The sequence below is a fragment of the Pseudomonas hunanensis genome (assembly GCF_013393325.1).
Classification (GTDB): domain Bacteria; phylum Pseudomonadota; class Gammaproteobacteria; order Pseudomonadales; family Pseudomonadaceae; genus Aquipseudomonas; species Aquipseudomonas putida_P.
The window spans coordinates 38,651-55,838 of the sequence record NZ_QJRC01000033.1 but is presented as its reverse complement, the minus strand read 5'-3'; the positions used below and the strand labels follow the sequence as shown (position 1 = coordinate 55,838).

The following is a 17,188-nucleotide window of genomic DNA, read 5'->3' as shown; positions in this document are numbered from 1 at the left end:
TGTATGGCACCGGCTGCGCCGGTGTTCGCGGCGGTTCGACGCCTCGATGAACCCGCTCCCACTGGGGCCCAATTGACTCAGATTTCAGGCCAGAACGCGCGGATCCCTGCCACACCCTGTGCCCCGGCATTCCAGGCCTGCTCGCGCTCGCCCGGCCCTACCCCGCCCAACAGGTAAACCGGCTTGCTGAACCCGGCAATCAATCGCTGCGCCTCATCCCACCCCAGCGGCACCGCCTCTGGGTGAGTCTGGGTCGCCTGCACCGGCGACAAGGTGACAAAGTCCACGCCCATCTGCTCAGCCAGCGCCAGTTCCTCGACGCTGTGGCAGGACGCCGCCAGCCAGCGTTCCTTGGGGAACGGCCTGCCTTTGGCGGCGTACTTGCGCAACTGCGCAGCCGTCAGGTGCCAACCCGCCGACGGGAAATCGCCCAGCCATTCCAGCGGCCCCTTGAGCATCAACTGAGCCTTGCCTGCGCACAGCCCGACGGCATCCACCGCTACATCGCGGTACTTGGGGTCGTACATGTCCGGCGCCCGCAACTGAATCAGGCGCGTACCGTTGGCCACCGCCCTCTGGATGCCTTTGAGCATCTGCGGCACTTCCAGGCCATCCGGGGTAATCAGGTACTGGTCCGGCAGGCGTGCGGCTGCAACGATCGGCTTGTTGGCCTCAGGGAATTCGTACTGCGGCAAATCGCGCGGCGCAACCCATTCCAGCGGCTGCCCTTCCGCGCCATGAGGTTCGCCCGTGAACGCTTCGACCTCGCGCACGTCCAGCAGCACCTGTTTGTCCGGGTAGTCATGGCTGACCTTGATCAGCGCACGCGAGCGGGTCACCTCGATGCCCAGCTCCTCGCGCAGCTCACGGGCCAATGCCGCTTCCACGCCTTCCCCCTCCTCCACTTTGCCGCCGGGAAACTCCCACAGGCCGCCCTGGTGCTGGGTATCGGCCCTGCGTGCAATCAGAATGCGGCCGTCAGTACCACGAATGACCGCAGCTACAACATGTATCCGTTTCACCCTTCACGCTCCGCCAGGCCGGCCTGCTGCCATGCCTGGAAGGCTGGCCACTGATAAATGGTTTCGATGTAGGCTGCCGCCTCTGCCGGCACCTCTACGCGGTAGGTGCGCAGGCGCACGGCCACCGGGGCGAAGAAGGCGTCGGCCAGGCTCGGCTTGCCGAACAGGAACGGGCCGCTGTCCTTGGCCACCACACGGCATTCGGACCACAGCGCGACGATGCGATCGATGTCGACCTGCACCTCAAGCGGTATATCGTCCAGGGCCTGGTCACGCGACAGGTCGAACGGCATGGCGCTGCGCAAGGCGAAGAAACCGCTGTGCATCTGTGCGCAAGCCGAACGGGCCTGGGCACGGGCGGCTACGTCGGCAGGCCACAGTTGGGCTTCGGGGTGCTGTTCGTTGAGGTATTCGGCAATGGCCAGGGAATCGGCGATCACACCCTGCTCACTCTTGAGCAGCGGCACCTTGCCGGTGGAGGAAAAAGCGAGGATGCGCTGACGGGTATCAGGCTGGTTGAGCTTGATCAGGGTTTCTTCGTAGGGCACGCCAGCCAGCTCGAGGGCCAGGGCGCCACGCAGCGACCAGGAGGAATACAGCTTGTCGCCGATGATCAGGTGATAGCTCATGGTTCGGCTCCATTGGTTTGGATGTCTTGGGGCTGCTTTGCAGCCCAATCGCGACACAAGGCCGCTCTCACAGGACCTTGTGGGAGCGGCCTTGTGTCGCGATTGGGCCGCAACGCGGCCCCATTTTCGATCAGGTACGGTACTCGGCGTTGATCTTCACGTACTCGTGGGACAGGTCGGTCGTCCAGATGGTTTCGCTGCACTGGCCACGGCCCAGCTCGATACGGATGGTGATCTCTTCCTGGGCCATCACTGCCGAACCCTGCGCTTCGGTGTAGCTTGGGCTGCGGCCGCCTTTGCTGGCGATGCACACACTGTCCAGGTACACGTCGATCAAGCTCACGTCCAGCTCCGGTACGCCGGCACGGCCAACGGCGGCAAGGATACGGCCCCAGTTCGGGTCGGAGGCGAACAGCGCAGTCTTGATCAGCGGCGAGTGGGCCACGGCGTAGCCGACGTCCAGGCACTCCTGGTGGTTGCCACCACCGTTGACTTGCACGGTCACGAACTTGGTGGCGCCTTCGCCGTCACGGACAATGGCCTGGGCCACTTCCATGCACACTTCGAACACCGCTTTTTTCAGCGCTTCGAACAGCGCGCCGCTGGCTTCGGTCACTTCCGGCAGGTTGGCCTTGCCGGTGGCGATCAGCATGCAGCAGTCGTTGGTCGAGGTGTCGCCATCGATAGTGATGCGGTTGAACGACTTGTTGGCGCCGTCCAGCATCAGGTCCTTGAGCACCGCAGGGGCAACCTTGGCGTCGGTGGCGATGTAGCCGAGCATGGTGGCCATGTTCGGGCGGATCATGCCTGCACCCTTGCTGATGCCAGTCACGGTAACGGTCACGCCTTCGTGCTGGAACTGGCGGCTGGCGCCCTTGGGCAGGGTGTCGGTGGTCATGATGCCGGTGGCGGCTTCAGCCCAGTGGTTTTCCGACAGGTTGTCGAGGGCGGCCTGCAGTGCTCCCTCGATCTTCTCGACCGGCAGTGGTTCGCCGATCACGCCGGTGGAAAACGGCAATACCGATTCAGCTGGCACACCCGCCAGCTCGGCCAGCTTGGCGCAGGTACGTTCGGCTGCGGCCAGGCCTGGCGCGCCGGTACCGGCATTGGCGTTACCGGTGTTGGTCAGCAGGTAGCGCACGGTGCCCTGAACGCGCTGCTTGGACAGGATCACCGGCGCCGCGCAGAAGGCGTTGAGGGTGAACACGCCAGCCACGCTGGAGCCTTCGGCACAGCGCATGACCACCACATCCTTGCGCCCTGGGCGCTTGATGCCGGCAGAAGCGATGCCGAGTTCAAAACCCGGAACCGGGTGCAGGGTGGGCAAAGGACCAAGACCAACAGCCATTAGAGCGCTCCTAGAAAAACGGTGAAATGATGATGGAAGAACGGGGCCGCTTCGCGCCCCATTCGCGGCACAAGGCCGCTCCCACAAGGGCATCGCAGCCTAGAATGCGGCGCGGTCCTTGTGGGAGCGGCCTTGTGCCGCGAATGGGCCGCACGGCGGCCCCGGATTTGTCACGTTACTGCGAGTGGATCAGATCACTCGATCTGCCCGTGGCAATGCTTGAACTTCTTGCCCGAACCACACCAGCACGGTTCGTTGCGGCCCAACTTCTGGTCGTTACGTACTGGCGCCGCGGCTACCGCCACTTCGGCACCCTCCTCGCTCAGTTGCTCGCTTTCCAGGCCCGGTGCGGCGGCGTGCTGGAACTGCATGCGGCTGGCCAGTTCTTCGGCCTCGCGACGCAGGCGGGCTTCTTCTTCGATAGGGTCTTCGCGGCGAACCTGTACGTGCGACAGCACGCGGATGGTGTCGCGCTTGATCGACTCCAGCAGCTCCTGGAACAGGCTGAACGACTCGCGCTTGTACTCCTGCTTCGGGTTCTTCTGCGCATAGCCGCGCAGGTGAATACCGTGACGCAGGTGGTCCATGGTCGACAGGTGATCTTTCCACAGGTCGTCCAGCACGCGCAGCAGGATTTGCTTCTCGAAGGTACGCAGGGCTTCGATACCGGCCTGGTCTTCCTTCTCGGTGTAGGCGGTAGTGATTTCGTTAAGCAGCTTCTCGCGCAGGGTCTCTTCGTAGAGGTGATCATCCTCGTCGAGCCACTGCTGAATCGGCAGCTTCATGGCGAAATCGCTGGCCAGCGAAGCTTCCAGGCCGGCCACGTCCCACTGCTCGGGCAGCGACTGCGGCGGAATGTGCTGGCTGATGGTAGCGTCCAGAACTTCCTGGCGGAATTCGACGATGGTGTCGCCGATGTTCTCGGCGGCCAACAGGCTGTTGCGCATGTGGTAGATCACCTTGCGCTGCTCGTTGGCCACGTCGTCGTATTCGAGCAGTTGCTTACGGATGTCGAAGTTGCGGCCCTCGACCTTGCGCTGGGCCTTCTCGATGGCGTTGGTGACCATGCGGTGCTCGATGGCCTCGCCCGACTGCATGCCCAGTGCCTTCATGAAATTCTTCACCCGGTCAGAGGCGAAGATGCGCATCAGGCTGTCTTCCAGCGACAGGTAGAAGCGGCTGGAGCCTGGGTCGCCCTGACGGCCGGAACGGCCACGCAGCTGGTTGTCGATTCGACGCGATTCGTGACGTTCGGAGGCGATTACGTGCAGGCCACCGGCCTCGATCACCTGCTGGTGACGCTTCTGCCAGTCGGCCTTGATCTGGGCGATCTGTTCGGCGCTCGGGTTTTCCAGGGCGGCCACTTCGGCTTCCCAGTTACCGCCCAACAGGATGTCGGTACCACGGCCAGCCATGTTGGTGGCGATGGTCAGGGCACCCGGAGCACCCGCTTGCGCGATGATCTCGGCTTCCTTTTCGTGGTACTTGGCGTTCAGTACCTTGTGGTCGATGCCTTCCTTCTTGAGCAGGTTCGACATGTGCTCGGAAGTTTCGATGGTCGCGGTACCCACCAGGATCGGCCGCCCCTTGGTCATGCTTTCCTTGATGTCGGCAATGATCGCGGCGTATTTCTCGTCGGCGGTCAGGTACACCAGGTCGTTGAAGTCCTTGCGCGCCAGCGGCTTGTTCGGCGGAATGACCATCACGTTGAGGGCGTAGATCGACTGGAACTCGAACGCTTCGGTGTCGGCGGTACCGGTCATGCCGGACAGCTTGGTGTACAGGCGGAAGTAGTTCTGGAAGGTGGTCGAAGCCAGGGTCTGGCTCTCGGCCTGGATGTTCAGGTTTTCTTTCGCCTCGATGGCCTGGTGCAGGCCCTCGGACAGACGGCGGCCCGGCATGGTACGGCCGGTGTGCTCGTCGATCAGCAGGACCTGGCCGTCCTGGACGATGTACTCGACGTTGCGGTGGAACAGTTTGTGCGCGCGCAGGCCAGCGTAAACGTGGGTCAACAGGCCCAAGTTATGGGCGGAGTACAGGCTCTCGCCTTCGGCCAGCAGGCCCGCTTGGGTCAGCATCTCTTCGATGAACTGGTGACCGGCCTCGTTCAGCTCGACCTGACGGCTCTTCTCGTCGATGGTGAAGTGGCCTTCCTGGGTGACCTGGCCTTCGACCTCTTCGATGTGCTGGGTCAGGCGCGGGATCAGGCGGTTGATTTCGATGTACAGCTTGGAGCTGTCTTCAGCCTGGCCGGAAATGATCAGCGGGGTACGCGCTTCGTCGATGAGGATCGAGTCGACTTCGTCGATCACGGCGAAGTTCAGTTCACGCTGGAACTTCTCCTCCTGGCTGAACGCCATGTTGTCGCGCAGGTAGTCGAAACCGAATTCGTTGTTGGTGCCGTAGGTGATGTCGGACGCATAAGCGGCGCGCTTTTCTTCCGGCGGCTGGAAGGCCGAGACGATACCGACCGACAGGCCGAGGAACTCGTACAGCGGGCGCATCCAGTTGGCGTCACGGCGGGCCAGGTAGTCGTTGACGGTGACCACGTGCACGCCCTTGCCGGACAATGCGTTGAGGTACACGGCCAGGGTACCGACCAAGGTCTTGCCTTCACCGGTGCGCATTTCTGCGATCATACCCTCGTGCAGGGTCATACCACCGATCAGCTGCACGTCGAAGTGGCGCATGCCCATTACGCGCTTGCCGGCCTCACGGGCCACGGCGAAGGCTTCGGGCAGCAATTGGTCCAGTGTCTCGCCTTTGGCCAGGCGCTCCTTGAACTCTGCGGTCTTGCCCCGCAGCTGCTCGTCGGAGAGGGCCACCATCTTCTCTTCGAAGGCATTGACGATACTCACCGTCTTGAGCATGCGTTTGACTTCACGCTCGTTCTTGCTTCCAAAAAGTTTTTTTAACAAAGGCGCAAACATATCGGCAGGATCTTCCACACGTAGGGATGGAGGGCGGCCCCATGAGTCGCCCGTGCAGCCCTAAGGCCGCATGCGAACGAGCATTCTACCCGGAAACGATGGTGAGGAAAGTGGTGGATTTCCACGATGCTATTACAGCGTTTTGGCGGGGGCTTGTTTTAGATAGGGGCATTTTCCCTGAGTTCAAGGCCCGTGTTCATGAAACGTATCGAGAATGACTCGTATCTTGCATTGCCCGCGAACGGCCGCCACAGGCTATAGAGGTGTTAAACTGCCGCTCTTGCCATCTCATGCGTACCCCATGGCCTACAAACCCTCCCCCGCCCAGCCGCCCTCCGCCCTGCTGCGCCAGGTGCGCCCGCTGCGCCTGCTGCTGAACCAGGCCGAGCGCCTGGAGCACCTGCAGCGCCTGCTGGAAAGCCAACTGCAACCGGCGGCCCGCGAGCACTGTCACGTGGCGTCGTGGCGTGATGGCACCTTGTTGCTGGTGGTGACCGACGGCCATTGGGCAACCCGCCTGCGCTACCAGCAGAAGCGTTTGCTGGCGGCATTGCAGGCCATGGAAGCCTTCGGCAACCTCAGGCGCATCCTGTACAAGGTGCAGCCGCCGCTGGTGCCGGCCAAGCGTGGTGGGCACGCCGCAGAGCTGTCGAACAGCGCAGCCGAAAGCCTGCGCGATACCGCCGAGGGCATCACCGACCCCAAGCTGCGCGCAGCGCTGGAACGGCTGGCAGCCCACGCTCAGCACAAGCCATAAAAAAGGCCACCCGAAGGTGGCCTTGATTACAACACTAGAGAGAGTGTTCGAACTTACACGGCCGCAACAGGGCGCATGTACGAGATCGGTGCCGTACTGGCATCTTCGAAAGTGACCACTTCCCAGGCATCGGTTTCAGCAATCAGCTTGCGCAGCAACTGGTTGTTCAGCGCGTGGCCGGACTTGTAGCCCTTGAACTCGCCAATCAAGCTGTTGCCCAGCAGGTACAGGTCGCCAATGGCGTCGAGGATCTTGTGCTTGACGAATTCGTCTTCGTAACGAAGGCCGTCTTCGTTGAGCACGCCGTCCTCATCGACCACGATGGCGTTCTCGACACTGCCACCCAACGCAAGGTTGTGCTTGCGCAGGTACTCGATATCACGCATGAAGCCGAAGGTACGCGCGCGGCTGACTTCCTTCACGAACGAGGTGCTGGAAAAGTCGACGCTGGCGCTTTGGGTCCGGTTGCGAAGCACCGGGTGATCGAAGTCGATCTCGAAGCTCACCTTGAACCCTTCGAAAGGCAGGAATGTGGCGCGCTTGTCGCCCTCTTCCACAGTTACCTCACGCAGGATGCGGATGAACTTCTTGGCTGCGTCCTGTTCTTCCAGGCCGGCAGACTGAATCAGAAATACAAAGGGTCCGGCGCTGCCATCCATGATCGGCACTTCCGAGGCGGAGAGCTCGACGTAGGCGTTATCGATGCCCAGGCCCGCCATGGCGGAGAGCAGGTGCTCGACCGTATCGACCTTGACGTCACCGTTGACCAGCGTCGTCGACATGGTTGTCTCGCCGACGTTGGCCGCACGCGCAGGGATCTCGACCACAGGGTCGAGGTCGGCGCGGCGGAAGACGATGCCGGTGTCAACAGGTGCAGGCTTGAGGGTCAGGTAAACCTTCTCCCCGGAGTGCAGACCGACACCTGTGGCACGGATGGTATTCTTCAGGGTGCGTTGTTTAATCATGGCATTGGCCGCTTCAGCGCAAATTGCGAACAGGTATCAACAAAGGCTGGGGATGATAACAGACCCAACCTTTGATGAATACCAATCACCTTTATACCCCTGATAAATTCCATTAATCAGCCTGACGACGCAGGAAAGCCGGGATATCGAGGTAGTCCAGGTCATCCTGAGGGTTCAGTTTAGCGGCTGCGGCAGCACCTGCATGGGCCTGGTTGCGCATTACGGTCGGGCGCTCCAGGTCACGGTAGTTGACCGCTGGCTGCTCCTGGCGGGCCGGCGCAGGGTTGGACGCTTCGTACGCCTGCTGGGCGGTCTGCAGGGTGTTGTCGACTACCTTCACAGGCTTCTCGATGCGCGCGCCCAGGCCAGTGGCCACGACCGTCACGTGCAGTTCGTCGCGCATGTCCGGGTCGATCACGGTGCCGACCTTGACCATCGCGTGGTCAGAGGCGAAGGCTTCGATGATGCTACCCACGTCGGAGTACTCACCCAGCGACAGGTCCGGGCCTGCGGTGATGTTCACCAGGATGCCGCGCGCGCCCTGCAGGTTGACGTCTTCCAGCAGCGGGTTGCGGATCGCGGCTTCGGTGGCTTCACGCGCACGGTTCGGGCCGCTGGCGCAGCCAGTACCCATCATGGCCATGCCCATCTCACCCATTACGGTACGCACGTCGGCAAAGTCGACGTTGATCATGCCAGGGCGCTTGATGATGTCGGAAATACCGCGCACGGCACCGGCCAGTACATCGTCAGCCTTGGCGAAGGCGGACAGCAGGCTGGCATCCTTGCCCAGGATGGTCAGCAGCTTCTCGTTGGGGATGGTGATCAACGAGTCGACGCTTTCAGCCAGCATGCGGATGCCTTCATCGGCGATCTGCATACGTTTGCGACCCTCGAACGGGAACGGACGGGTCACCACGGCTACGGTGAGAATGCCCATTTCCTTGGCCACTTCGGCAATGATCGGCGCTGCACCGGTACCGGTACCGCCGCCCATGCCAGTGGTGATGAACACCATGTTGGTGCCTTGCAGCACTTCAGCGATGCGCTCACGGTCTTCCAGCGCGGCCTGACGGCCGACTTCCGGATTGGCACCAGCACCCAGGCCCTTGGTCACGCCAGTGCCCAATTGCAGAATGGTGCGCGCGCCAATGTTTTTCAGCGCCTGGGCATCGGTGTTGGCGCAGATGAATTCCACGCCTTCGATGCTGCTCTTGACCATGTGATTGACGGCGTTGCCGCCACCACCACCAACGCCGATCACCTTGATGACCGGGCTTTGCGGGACGTTGTCTACGAGCTCGAACATTTTCCCTCTCCTTACAGTTCTCTAGTTGTTGCGCCTACCACTACTGCTTTGAAACTTAGAAGTTGCCCTGGACCCATTTCTTGAAGCGCTCAAGCACTGGGGCCTTCGGTTCATCGCCATAGCTGTTGTTGCTGCTGTTGCTGTTACCGGTCAGGACCAGGTCCTCGGACTGCTTCAGCAGGCCATAGGTGAGCAAGCCCACGCCGGTGGAATAGATCGGGTTGCGCACCACGTCGCTCAGCCCCCGAACGCTGTGCGGTACGCCCAGGCGTACCGGCATATGGAAGATTTCCTCGGCCAGTTCCACGGCGCCTTCCATCTTCGCGGTGCCGCCGGTGAGCACGATGCCGGCCGGCACCAGGTCCTCGTAGCCGCTGCGGCGCAGTTCGGCCTGGATCAGGGTGAAGAGCTCGTCGTAACGTGGCTCCACCACCTCGGCCAGGGCCTGGCGCGACAGCTCACGCGGTGGGCGGTCGCCCACACTCGGCACCTTGATGGTCTCGCCGGCGCCGGCCAGTTTGGCCAGGGCGCAGGCGTAGCGGATCTTGATTTCTTCGGCGTACTGGGTAGGGGTACGCAGGGCCATGGCGATGTCGTTGGTCACCTGGTCGCCGGCAATCGGGATGACTGCGGTGTGGCGGATGGCACCCTCGGTGAAGATGGCGATGTCGGTGGTGCCGCCACCGATGTCCACCAGGCACACGCCCAGCTCTTTTTCATCATCGGTCAGTACCGAATAGGCCGAAGCCAGCTGCTCGAGGATGATGTCGTCGATTTCCAGACCACAGCGGCGTACGCACTTCTCGATGTTCTGCGCCGCGTTGACCGCGCAGGTGACCACGTGAACCTTGGCTTCCAGGCGTACGCCCGACATGCCCAGCGGCTCGCGCACGCCTTCCTGGTTGTCGATCACGTAATCCTGCGGCAGGGTGTGCAGCACGCGCTGGTCGGCCGGAATCGCCACGGCCTGAGCGGCGTCGAGTACGCGCTCCAGGTCGGCCACGCTGACCTCGCGGTCGCGGATGGCGACGATACCGTGGGAGTTCAGGCTGCGGATGTGATTGCCAGCCACGCCGACGAACGCCGAGTGAATGCGGCAGCCGGCCATCAGCTGTGCCTCTTCCACGGCGCGCTGGATCGACTGCACGGTGGACTCGATGTTCACCACCACGCCCTTCTTCAGGCCACGGGACGGATGAGTGCCGATCCCGACGATTTCCAGGGTGCCGTCTTCGCCCACTTCGCCCACCAGCGCCACCACCTTGGAGGTGCCAATGTCCAGCCCGACGATCATTTTGCCGCTATGCGCGTTTGCCATGGTCCTGCCTCTCTCTAATTCTTCGCAACGGCGGGTTGGGCCGTCGTCGGTGCAATCGGTTCCCGCCAACCAACGGCAAGTCCGTTGGAATAACGCAGATCAATGCGGGCGATAGTGGTGATCTGGTCTTTGAGTGTCTTGTCGTAAATGGCAATGAAACGGCGCATCTTCTCCACCAGATGGTCGCGCCCCAGCAGCAGCTCGATGCCCGGCCCGGCACTGCTCGCACCGGTGGTCAGGAACCAGCTGCCTCGCTCGCGCAGCTCCAGGCGAGCGATGGAAAAGCCCAGGGGGCGCAGCATCTGGCTCAATACCTGATACTGCTGCATGACTTGTTGCTGCGCACGCTGCGGCCCGGCCAACTGCGGCAGGTGTTCGTAGTTGGCCAGCTCGCGCGGGGTAAAGGCCTGGCCCTGGTTGTTGAGCAAAGCTTCATCACCCCAGCGGGCTACCGGCAGTTGCTCTTCCAGGCGGATCACCACCTCGTCGGGCCACACCCGGCGCACTTCGGCATGGGCGATCCAGGGCATCTGCTCAAGCTCGGCACGCATCGCCGGCAGGTCGACACTGAAGAAGCTTGCCGCCACGTAGGGCGCGATACGCTGCTGCACCGACTGCTGGCTGATGTAGCTGAGGTCACCCTGCACGTCGATCTTGGTGATGGGCCGGTCGGCGTACGGCATCAGCCGAATGGCGCCCTCGTAGGCACCAAAACCGGCCGCCACCAGCAGCACCGGCCACAGCAGGCGCTTGAGGCCGCCCAGGCTTGGCCGTGGCAGGCGCGCCGATACGGGCTCGTCGGCCACCAGCCGGCTGGCACCACGCGGCACCGGCTTGCTACGGCCGGTAACGGGTTGCTGCTGACGTATCATCGCGCCTTGCATGGTTGTTAACCTCGCGTCGCCACGCTTTCGGCCAGGATTGCCAGCACCAGTTGCTGGAAGTCCAGGCCGGCCGCGCGGGCCGCCATGGGCACCAGGCTATGATCTGTCATGCCTGGTGCGGTGTTGACTTCGAGCAGCCAGAACCGGCCCTGCTCGTCCTGCATCACGTCCAGCCGCCCCCAGCCTTCGATGCCGATGGCATCGCAGGCACGTGCGGTCAGGTCGATCAGTTCCTGTTCCTTGGCGCTATCCAGGCCGCACGGGATGCGGTACTGGGTATCGTTGGCGATGTACTTGGCGTCGTAGTCGTAGAACACGTGCGGCGTACCCAGGGCGATCGGCGGCAGCACCTGGCCGCGCAGTACCGCGATGGTGAACTCCGGGCCGTGGATCCACTGTTCCACCAGTACCTGGGAATCGTATTTGGCGGCGTCCTGCCAGGCGGCGACCAGTTCCTGGGCGCTGTTCACCTTGGCCATGCCGATGCTAGAGCCTTCATGGGCGGGTTTGACGATAAGCGGGAAGCCCAGTTCCGTACTGGCCTGCAAACAATCGCTTTCGCTCGCCAATACCGCGTGACGCGGGGTCGGAATGCCCAGGCTCTGCCACACCTGCTTGGTGCGCAGCTTGTCCATGGCCAGCGCCGAAGCAAGGATGCCGCTGCCGGTGTAGGGGATGCCAAGGCACTCCAGCAGGCCTTGCATGCTGCCGTCTTCACCGCCACGGCCGTGGAGGATGATGAAGGCGCGGTCGATTTTCTCGCTTTGCAGGCGCGCGAGCAGGTCGTCACCGACGTCGATGGCAACCACGTCGACACCGGCAGTTGTCAGCGCATCGATCACCGCAGCGCCAGACTTCAACGACACCTCACGCTCGGCGCTCTTGCCACCGTACAGCACGGCAACGCGGCCGAATGCCTTGACGTCCAAGGTGGAGTGCAGCTTGTCGTAGGCGCTGGTCATTTCGACTTCTCCTGCTTGGCGCCTGCGAACAGCGGGCTTTTCATCAACTGCGGGGCCAGGCCGCCAACATCACCGGCACCCTGGCAGATCAGGATGTCACCAGCGCGCAGCAGTGGCTTGACCAGCGGCGCCAGCTCGGCGCCACGCTCGATATAGATCGGGTCCAGCTTGCCGCGCTGACGGATGCTGTGGCACAGCTGACGGCTGTCGGCACCGGGGATCGGCTCTTCGCCGGCCGGGTACACTTCCATCAGCAGCAGCACGTTGGCATCGCCCAGTACCTGGACGAAATCGTCATACAGGTCGCGGGTGCGGCTGTAGCGGTGCGGCTGGTAAACGATCACCAGGCGACGGCTTGGCCAGCCACCGCGCACGGCCTTGATCACCGCGGCCACTTCGGTCGGGTGATGACCATAGTCGTCGACCAGCATCACGCTGCCGCCTTCGACCGGCAGCTCGCCGTACACCTGGAAGCGACGGCCGACACCCTGGAAGCCAGAAAGGCCTTGGATGATGGCTTCGTCAGTGATGCCTTCGTCAGTGGCAATGGCGATGGTGGCCAAGGCGTTGAGCACGTTGTGGTTGCCGGGCATGTTCACCGACACCTCCAATGGCTCGCGGTCACGGCGCAGCACGGTGAAGTGGGTCTGCATGCCCTGCTGGCGCACGTTGATGGCGCGGATGTCGGCCTCTTCGCTGAAGCCGTAGGTCACGGTCGGACGCTTCACCTGCGGCAGGATTTCGCGCACCACCGGGTCGTCCAGGCACATCACGGCCAGGCCGTAGAACGGCAGGTTGTGCAGAAACTCGACGAAGGTTTTCTTCAGCTTGTTGAAGTCACCTTCGTAGGTCGCCATGTGGTCGGCGTCGATGTTGGTGACCACGGCCACCATCGGCTGCAGGTGCAGGAAGCTGGCATCGCTTTCGTCTGCTTCGGCGATCAGGTAGCGGCTGGTGCCCAGCTGGGCATTGGTACCGGCAGCGGTCAGGCGGCCACCGATGACGAAGGTCGGGTCCAGGCCACCGGCGGCGAACACCGACGCCAGCAGGCTGGTGGTGGTGGTCTTGCCATGGGTACCGGCAACGGCAACGCCGTGGCGATAGCGCATCAGCTCAGCCAGCATCTCGGCACGCGGTACCACTGGGATGCGCCGTTCGAGGGCGGTGGCCACTTCCGGGTTGGCCGGGTTGATGGCGCTGGACACCACCAGCACGTCGGCGGTGGCGGCGTTCTCGGCACGGTGGCCAACGAAAATCTCGGCGCCGAACGATTCCAGGCGCTCGGTGACCGGCGAAGCCTTAAGGTCGGAACCGGACACTTCATAGCCCAGGTTCAGCAGCACTTCGGCAATACCGCACATGCCCACGCCGCCGATACCGACGAAGTGAATACGGCGAATACGGCCCATCTTCGGCTGGGGCATGGCTTTCTGGCTCTCAACCATGGGCCACCTCCAGGCAGATATCGACCACGGTGCTGGTTGCGGCAGGTTTGGCCAGGCGCCGTGCGGTGCCTGCCATGACGTTGAGTTTCTCGGGTTGCATCAGCACCTCGTTCAGGCGTTCAGCGAGCTGCGCTGCGCCAGTTGTCGCTTGTGGCATCAGGAAGGCAGCGCCTTCGCGGGCCAGATATTGGGCGTTGTGGGTCTGGTGGTCGTCGATTGCGTGGGGCAAAGGCACCAGCATCGAAGGCAGGCCTGCTGCCGCCAGCTCGCTGACGGTCAGGGCACCGGCCCGGCACACCACCATGTCGGCCCAGCCATAGGCTTGGGCCATGTCTTTGATGAAGGGCTCTACCTGAGCTGCGACGCCCGCCTCGTGATAACGCTCGGCAGTGATCGGCGCGTGTTGCTTGCCGGCCTGGTGGAACACCTCTGGCCGCAGCCCAGCGGGCACCTCGGACAGGGCCTTAGGCAACAATTTGTTCAATGGTTCCGCACCCAGGCTGCCACCGAGCACCAACAGGCGTGCACGGCGCTCGGCCAGGGGCGCGCGTTGCGCGTCCATGAACAGCTCCGGGCGCACCGGGTTGCCGGTGGTGCGACGTTTGTCGCTAGCCTCGAAGGTGTTCGGGAAAGCTTCGCAGACCCGCGCCGAAAGTGGCACCAGCAGGCGATTGGCGGTACCGGCCCGGGCATTCTGCTCGTGAATCACCAGCGGCACGCCGCACAGCCGCGCAGCAACGCCACCAGGGCCGGTCACGTAACCGCCAAAGCCCAGTACGCATACCGGCTTGAGCTGACGAATGATCCGCCGCGCCTGCAGCACGGCCTTGATCAGGGTGAACGGCGCCTTGAGCAACGACAGCTTGCCCTTGCCGCGCAAGCCGCTGACCTGGATCAGGTGCAATGGCAAGCCTGCCTGTGGCACCAGCTCGTTCTCGATGCCGCGCGGGGTGCCCAGCCAGTGCACGCTGTAACCGCGTGCCTGGAACTCTCGGGCGCAGGCCAGGGCCGGGAACACATGGCCCCCGGTGCCGCCTGCCATGATCAATACATTCTTGCCGTCAGCGGCCATGACTGGTCTCCTCGGCAAAATCGCTTTCACTGAATTCGTGTTCCTCGCTGCCCAGGTGCGTGCGGCTTTCCCACTCGATGCGCAGCAACAGGCCCACGCAGGCACAGCAGATCACCAGCGAGCTGCCCCCGTAACTGAGGAATGGCAAGGTCAGGCCCTTGGTCGGCAGCAGGCCGACGTTCACGCCAATGTTGATCAGGAACTGGCCGATCCACAGGAAGGCCAGGCCGAACGCCATATAGGCGGCAAAGAACTGCTTGGCCTTCTCGGCCCACAGGCCGATGTACAGGGCACGCACGGTGACGAACACGAACAAGGCGATGGTCACCAGCGAGCCGACCACGCCCAACTCTTCGGCCAATACCGAGAACACGAAGTCGGTGTGCGCTTCAGGCAGGTAGAACTGCTTCTGCACACTGTTGCCCAGGCCAACACCCAGCCACTCGCCACGGCCGAAGGCAATCAGCGCCTGGGTCAGCTGGTAACCCGAGCCGAACTGGTCGGACCACGGGTCGGTGAACGTGATAAGGCGCGCCATCCGGTACGGCTGCGCCTGTACCAGCACGAACACCGCCAGCACCGCCAGCACCACCATCAGGCTGAAGCGGAACAGCCCCACCCCGCCAAGGAACAGCATCGCCGCCGCCGCGCCCATCATCACCACGGTGGCACCGAAGTCCGGCTCCATCAGCAGCAGTGCAGCCATGGGCAGCAGCACGATGAACGGTTTGAAGAAGCCCATCCAGGTTTCGCGCACCTCGGTCTGACGGCGCACCAGGTAGCCGGCCAGGTAGATGACCACGAACACCTTGGCAATTTCCGAAGGCTGCACGTTGAAGAAGCTGAAACCGATCCAGCGCATGGAGCCGTTCACTTCACGACCGATGCCTGGCACCAGCACCAGCACCAGCAGGCCGAAGGCGCCCAGCAGCATCATGAAGCCCATGCGCTGCCAGGTGGCGATCGGCACCAGCATGGTCGCACCACAGGCAACCAGGCCAAGGGATACGTAAACCAGGTGGCGGAACATGTGGTAAAGCGGGTTGCCCGACTGCACCGCAGCCACTTCCGAGGACGCCGAGGTGATCATCACCAGGCCAAGGCCCAGCAAGGCCAGGCAACCGGCAAGCATCGGGAAGTCCAGGTCGATGCCACGGCCGCTGATCAGCGGCGACGGGTAAGGCTTGAGGATGCCAAAGATCATGCAAGGCCTCCCGCTGCCTGGGCGAACAGGCGCCCGCGTTCTTCGAAGTTCTTGAACATGTCGAGGCTGGCGCACGCCGGCGACAGCAGCACGGCATCACCGGCCTGGGCCAGCTGGGCACACTGCTGCACGGCGTCGTCGAGGCTCTTGACCCGTACCAGCGGCACGTCATCGCCCAAGGCGTCGGCCAGACGCTCGGCATCACGCCCCAGCAACACCACGGCGCGGCAGAAACGCTTGACCGGCTCGCGCAGTGCGGTGAATTCAGCGCCCTTGCCATCGCCACCGGCAATCAGCACCAGCTTGCCTTCGATATCGGCCCCCAGGCCTTCGATGGCGGCCAGGGCAGCACCCACGTTGGTGGCCTTGGAATCGTCGTACCAGTTCACCCCGTTACGCTCGCGTACCCACTGGCAACGGTGGGCCAGGCCACCGAACTCACGCAGGGCTTCGAGCATGGGCTCGAACGGCAGGCCGGCGGCATGCCCCAAGGCCAGGGCCGCCAGGGCGTTGCTCTGGTTGTGAGCGCCGCGAACCTTCAGCTCGCGCGCCGGCATCAGCGCCTGGAACTCGAACGCCAGGTATTTTTCGCCATCCACTTCACGCAGGCCAAAGGCCTTGAAGTCCGGCTGGTTGAGGCCGAAGGTCCAGCATGGGCGGCCTTCCACCGGCAGCGGCCGGCTCAGGGCGTCCTGACGGTTGACCACCACCTGCTTGGCGCCCCGGAAGATCCGGTGCTTGGCCAAGTGGTAGGCAGGCAGGCCGCTGTAGCGATCCATGTGGTCTTCGCTGATGTTCAGCACCGTAGCCACTTCAGCGTTGAGCTGGTCAGTGGTTTCCAGCTGGAAGCTGGACAGCTCCAGCACGTACAGCTCGACATCATCGGCCAGCAGGTCCAGCGCCGGAGTACCGAGGTTGCCGCCCACGGCCACGCGCTTGCCGGCCTTGGCGGCCATTTCGCCGACCAGGGTAGTGACGGTGCTCTTGGCGTTGGAACCGCTGATGGCAATGATCGGCGCGGTGGCATGGCGGGCGAACAACTCGATATCGCCGGACAGCTTCACGCCGCGCGCGGCCGCCTGCTGCAGGGCCGGCGTGGCCAAGGCCAGGCCAGGGCTCACGTACAGCTCGTTGGCGCGGCACAGGAAGTCCACGTCCAACTCACCACAGCGCACTTCCACCTGCGGGTAATCACGGCGCAGGGTGTCCAGTTCCGGCGGTTGCTCGCGGGTGTCGGCGACCGCAAAGGCAATGCCCCGGTTCGCCAGGAAGCGAACCAGGGACATGCCGCTCTTGCCGAGGCCGACAACGATGCGGAATTGGTCGGAAGCGATCAAAGACAC

At 63.2% G+C, this 17,188-nt stretch carries 14 protein-coding genes; 1 reads left to right on the top strand and 13 read right to left on the bottom strand.

The genetic code is table 11. The annotated features are described in order from the left end of the window. Positions 1-77: 77 nt before the first annotated feature. From DM807_RS00535 to secA, 4 genes are all read right to left on the bottom strand, one after another. Positions 78-1,022: a Nudix family hydrolase gene (locus DM807_RS00535; RefSeq protein ID WP_012274048.1), complete on the bottom strand. Its 945-nt coding sequence runs from the start codon at positions 1,020-1,022 to the stop codon at positions 78-80. Beyond that, positions 1,019-1,651, bottom strand: a complete 633-nt coding sequence (locus DM807_RS00530) for a glutathione S-transferase family protein (protein WP_012274049.1) — start codon at positions 1,649-1,651, stop codon at positions 1,019-1,021. The genes DM807_RS00535 and DM807_RS00530 overlap by 4 nt, the downstream gene beginning before the upstream one ends. A gap of 130 nt (positions 1,652-1,781) precedes the next feature. Continuing rightward, positions 1,782-2,999: a bifunctional glutamate N-acetyltransferase/amino-acid acetyltransferase ArgJ gene (gene argJ / locus DM807_RS00525; protein WP_012274050.1), complete on the bottom strand. Its 1,218-nt coding sequence runs from the start codon at positions 2,997-2,999 to the stop codon at positions 1,782-1,784. Between the two features lie 194 nt (positions 3,000-3,193). After that, on the bottom strand, positions 3,194-5,929 hold the full coding sequence (secA, locus tag DM807_RS00520) for a preprotein translocase subunit SecA (protein WP_012274051.1): 2,736 nt from the start codon (positions 5,927-5,929) through the stop codon (positions 3,194-3,196). A 301-nt stretch (positions 5,930-6,230) separates the two neighbouring features. Between secA and DM807_RS00515 the strand changes: the two genes are divergently transcribed. Beyond that, on the top strand, positions 6,231-6,686 hold the full coding sequence (locus DM807_RS00515; protein ID WP_012274052.1) for a DUF721 domain-containing protein: 456 nt from the start codon (positions 6,231-6,233) through the stop codon (positions 6,684-6,686). A 53-nt stretch (positions 6,687-6,739) separates the two neighbouring features. On the opposite strand, the gene lpxC is transcribed toward DM807_RS00515, so the two are convergent. The 9 genes from lpxC to murD form a co-directional block, all read right to left on the bottom strand. Beyond that, the gene (gene lpxC, locus DM807_RS00510; RefSeq protein WP_012274053.1) at positions 6,740-7,651 is read right to left on the bottom strand and encodes a UDP-3-O-acyl-N-acetylglucosamine deacetylase; all 912 of its coding nucleotides are present in this window, start codon (positions 7,649-7,651) and stop codon (positions 6,740-6,742) included. A gap of 112 nt (positions 7,652-7,763) precedes the next feature. Continuing rightward, positions 7,764-8,960 carry a cell division protein FtsZ gene (gene ftsZ / locus DM807_RS00505; protein WP_012274054.1) on the bottom strand — a complete coding sequence of 399 codons (1,197 nt, stop codon included), beginning with the start codon at positions 8,958-8,960 and terminating at the stop codon, positions 7,764-7,766. A gap of 55 nt (positions 8,961-9,015) precedes the next feature. Further along, complete coding sequence (gene ftsA, locus DM807_RS00500; protein ID WP_012274055.1) at positions 9,016-10,278, bottom strand: cell division protein FtsA; 1,263 nt, start codon at positions 10,276-10,278, stop codon at positions 9,016-9,018. Between the two features lie 14 nt (positions 10,279-10,292). After that, the gene (locus DM807_RS00495) at positions 10,293-11,162 is read right to left on the bottom strand and encodes a cell division protein FtsQ/DivIB (protein ID WP_012274056.1); all 870 of its coding nucleotides are present in this window, start codon (positions 11,160-11,162) and stop codon (positions 10,293-10,295) included. 5 nt (positions 11,163-11,167) lie between these two features. Continuing rightward, the gene (locus DM807_RS00490; protein ID WP_060493232.1) at positions 11,168-12,124 is read right to left on the bottom strand and encodes a D-alanine--D-alanine ligase; all 957 of its coding nucleotides are present in this window, start codon (positions 12,122-12,124) and stop codon (positions 11,168-11,170) included. Beyond that, positions 12,121-13,569, bottom strand: coding sequence for a UDP-N-acetylmuramate--L-alanine ligase (murC, locus tag DM807_RS00485; RefSeq protein ID WP_016713564.1), 1,449 nt, complete (start codon positions 13,567-13,569; stop codon positions 12,121-12,123). Before murC ends, DM807_RS00490 begins: the two co-directional genes overlap by 4 nt. Beyond that, entirely contained in the window at positions 13,562-14,641 is a 1,080-nt protein-coding gene (gene murG, locus DM807_RS00480) for an undecaprenyldiphospho-muramoylpentapeptide beta-N-acetylglucosaminyltransferase (RefSeq protein WP_012274059.1), read from the bottom strand. The genes murC and murG overlap by 8 nt, the downstream gene beginning before the upstream one ends. Then, complete coding sequence (gene ftsW / locus DM807_RS00475) at positions 14,631-15,845, bottom strand: putative lipid II flippase FtsW (RefSeq protein ID WP_012274060.1); 1,215 nt, start codon at positions 15,843-15,845, stop codon at positions 14,631-14,633. Before ftsW ends, murG begins: the two co-directional genes overlap by 11 nt. Then, positions 15,842-17,188 (bottom strand): UDP-N-acetylmuramoyl-L-alanine--D-glutamate ligase, encoded by a 1,347-nt coding sequence (gene murD, locus DM807_RS00470; RefSeq protein ID WP_041166782.1) that lies wholly within the window; start codon positions 17,186-17,188, stop codon positions 15,842-15,844. The genes ftsW and murD overlap by 4 nt, the downstream gene beginning before the upstream one ends.

What these genes read in the sequence shown, in the direction of transcription:
- argJ (WP_012274050.1), bottom strand. Translation starts at nt 2,999, where the DNA reads ATGGCTGTTGGTCTTGGTCCTTTGCCCACCCTGCACCCGGTTCCGGGT.
- ftsZ (WP_012274054.1), bottom strand. Translation starts at nt 8,960, where the DNA reads ATGTTCGAGCTCGTAGACAACGTCCCGCAAAGCCCGGTCATCAAGGTG.
- DM807_RS00515 (WP_012274052.1), top strand. Translation starts at nt 6,231, where the DNA reads ATGGCCTACAAACCCTCCCCCGCCCAGCCGCCCTCCGCCCTGCTGCGC.
- DM807_RS00530 (WP_012274049.1), bottom strand. Translation starts at nt 1,651, where the DNA reads ATGAGCTATCACCTGATCATCGGCGACAAGCTGTATTCCTCCTGGTCG.
- ftsA (WP_012274055.1), bottom strand. Translation starts at nt 10,278, where the DNA reads ATGGCAAACGCGCATAGCGGCAAAATGATCGTCGGGCTGGACATTGGC.
- murG (WP_012274059.1), bottom strand. Translation starts at nt 14,641, where the DNA reads ATGGCCGCTGACGGCAAGAATGTATTGATCATGGCAGGCGGCACCGGG.
- lpxC (WP_012274053.1), bottom strand. Translation starts at nt 7,651, where the DNA reads ATGATTAAACAACGCACCCTGAAGAATACCATCCGTGCCACAGGTGTC.
- DM807_RS00495 (WP_012274056.1), bottom strand. Translation starts at nt 11,162, where the DNA reads ATGCAAGGCGCGATGATACGTCAGCAGCAACCCGTTACCGGCCGTAGC.
- DM807_RS00490 (WP_060493232.1), bottom strand. Translation starts at nt 12,124, where the DNA reads ATGACCAGCGCCTACGACAAGCTGCACTCCACCTTGGACGTCAAGGCA.
- murC (WP_016713564.1), bottom strand. Translation starts at nt 13,569, where the DNA reads ATGGTTGAGAGCCAGAAAGCCATGCCCCAGCCGAAGATGGGCCGTATT.
- ftsW (WP_012274060.1), bottom strand. Translation starts at nt 15,845, where the DNA reads ATGATCTTTGGCATCCTCAAGCCTTACCCGTCGCCGCTGATCAGCGGC.
- secA (WP_012274051.1), bottom strand. Translation starts at nt 5,929, where the DNA reads ATGTTTGCGCCTTTGTTAAAAAAACTTTTTGGAAGCAAGAACGAGCGT.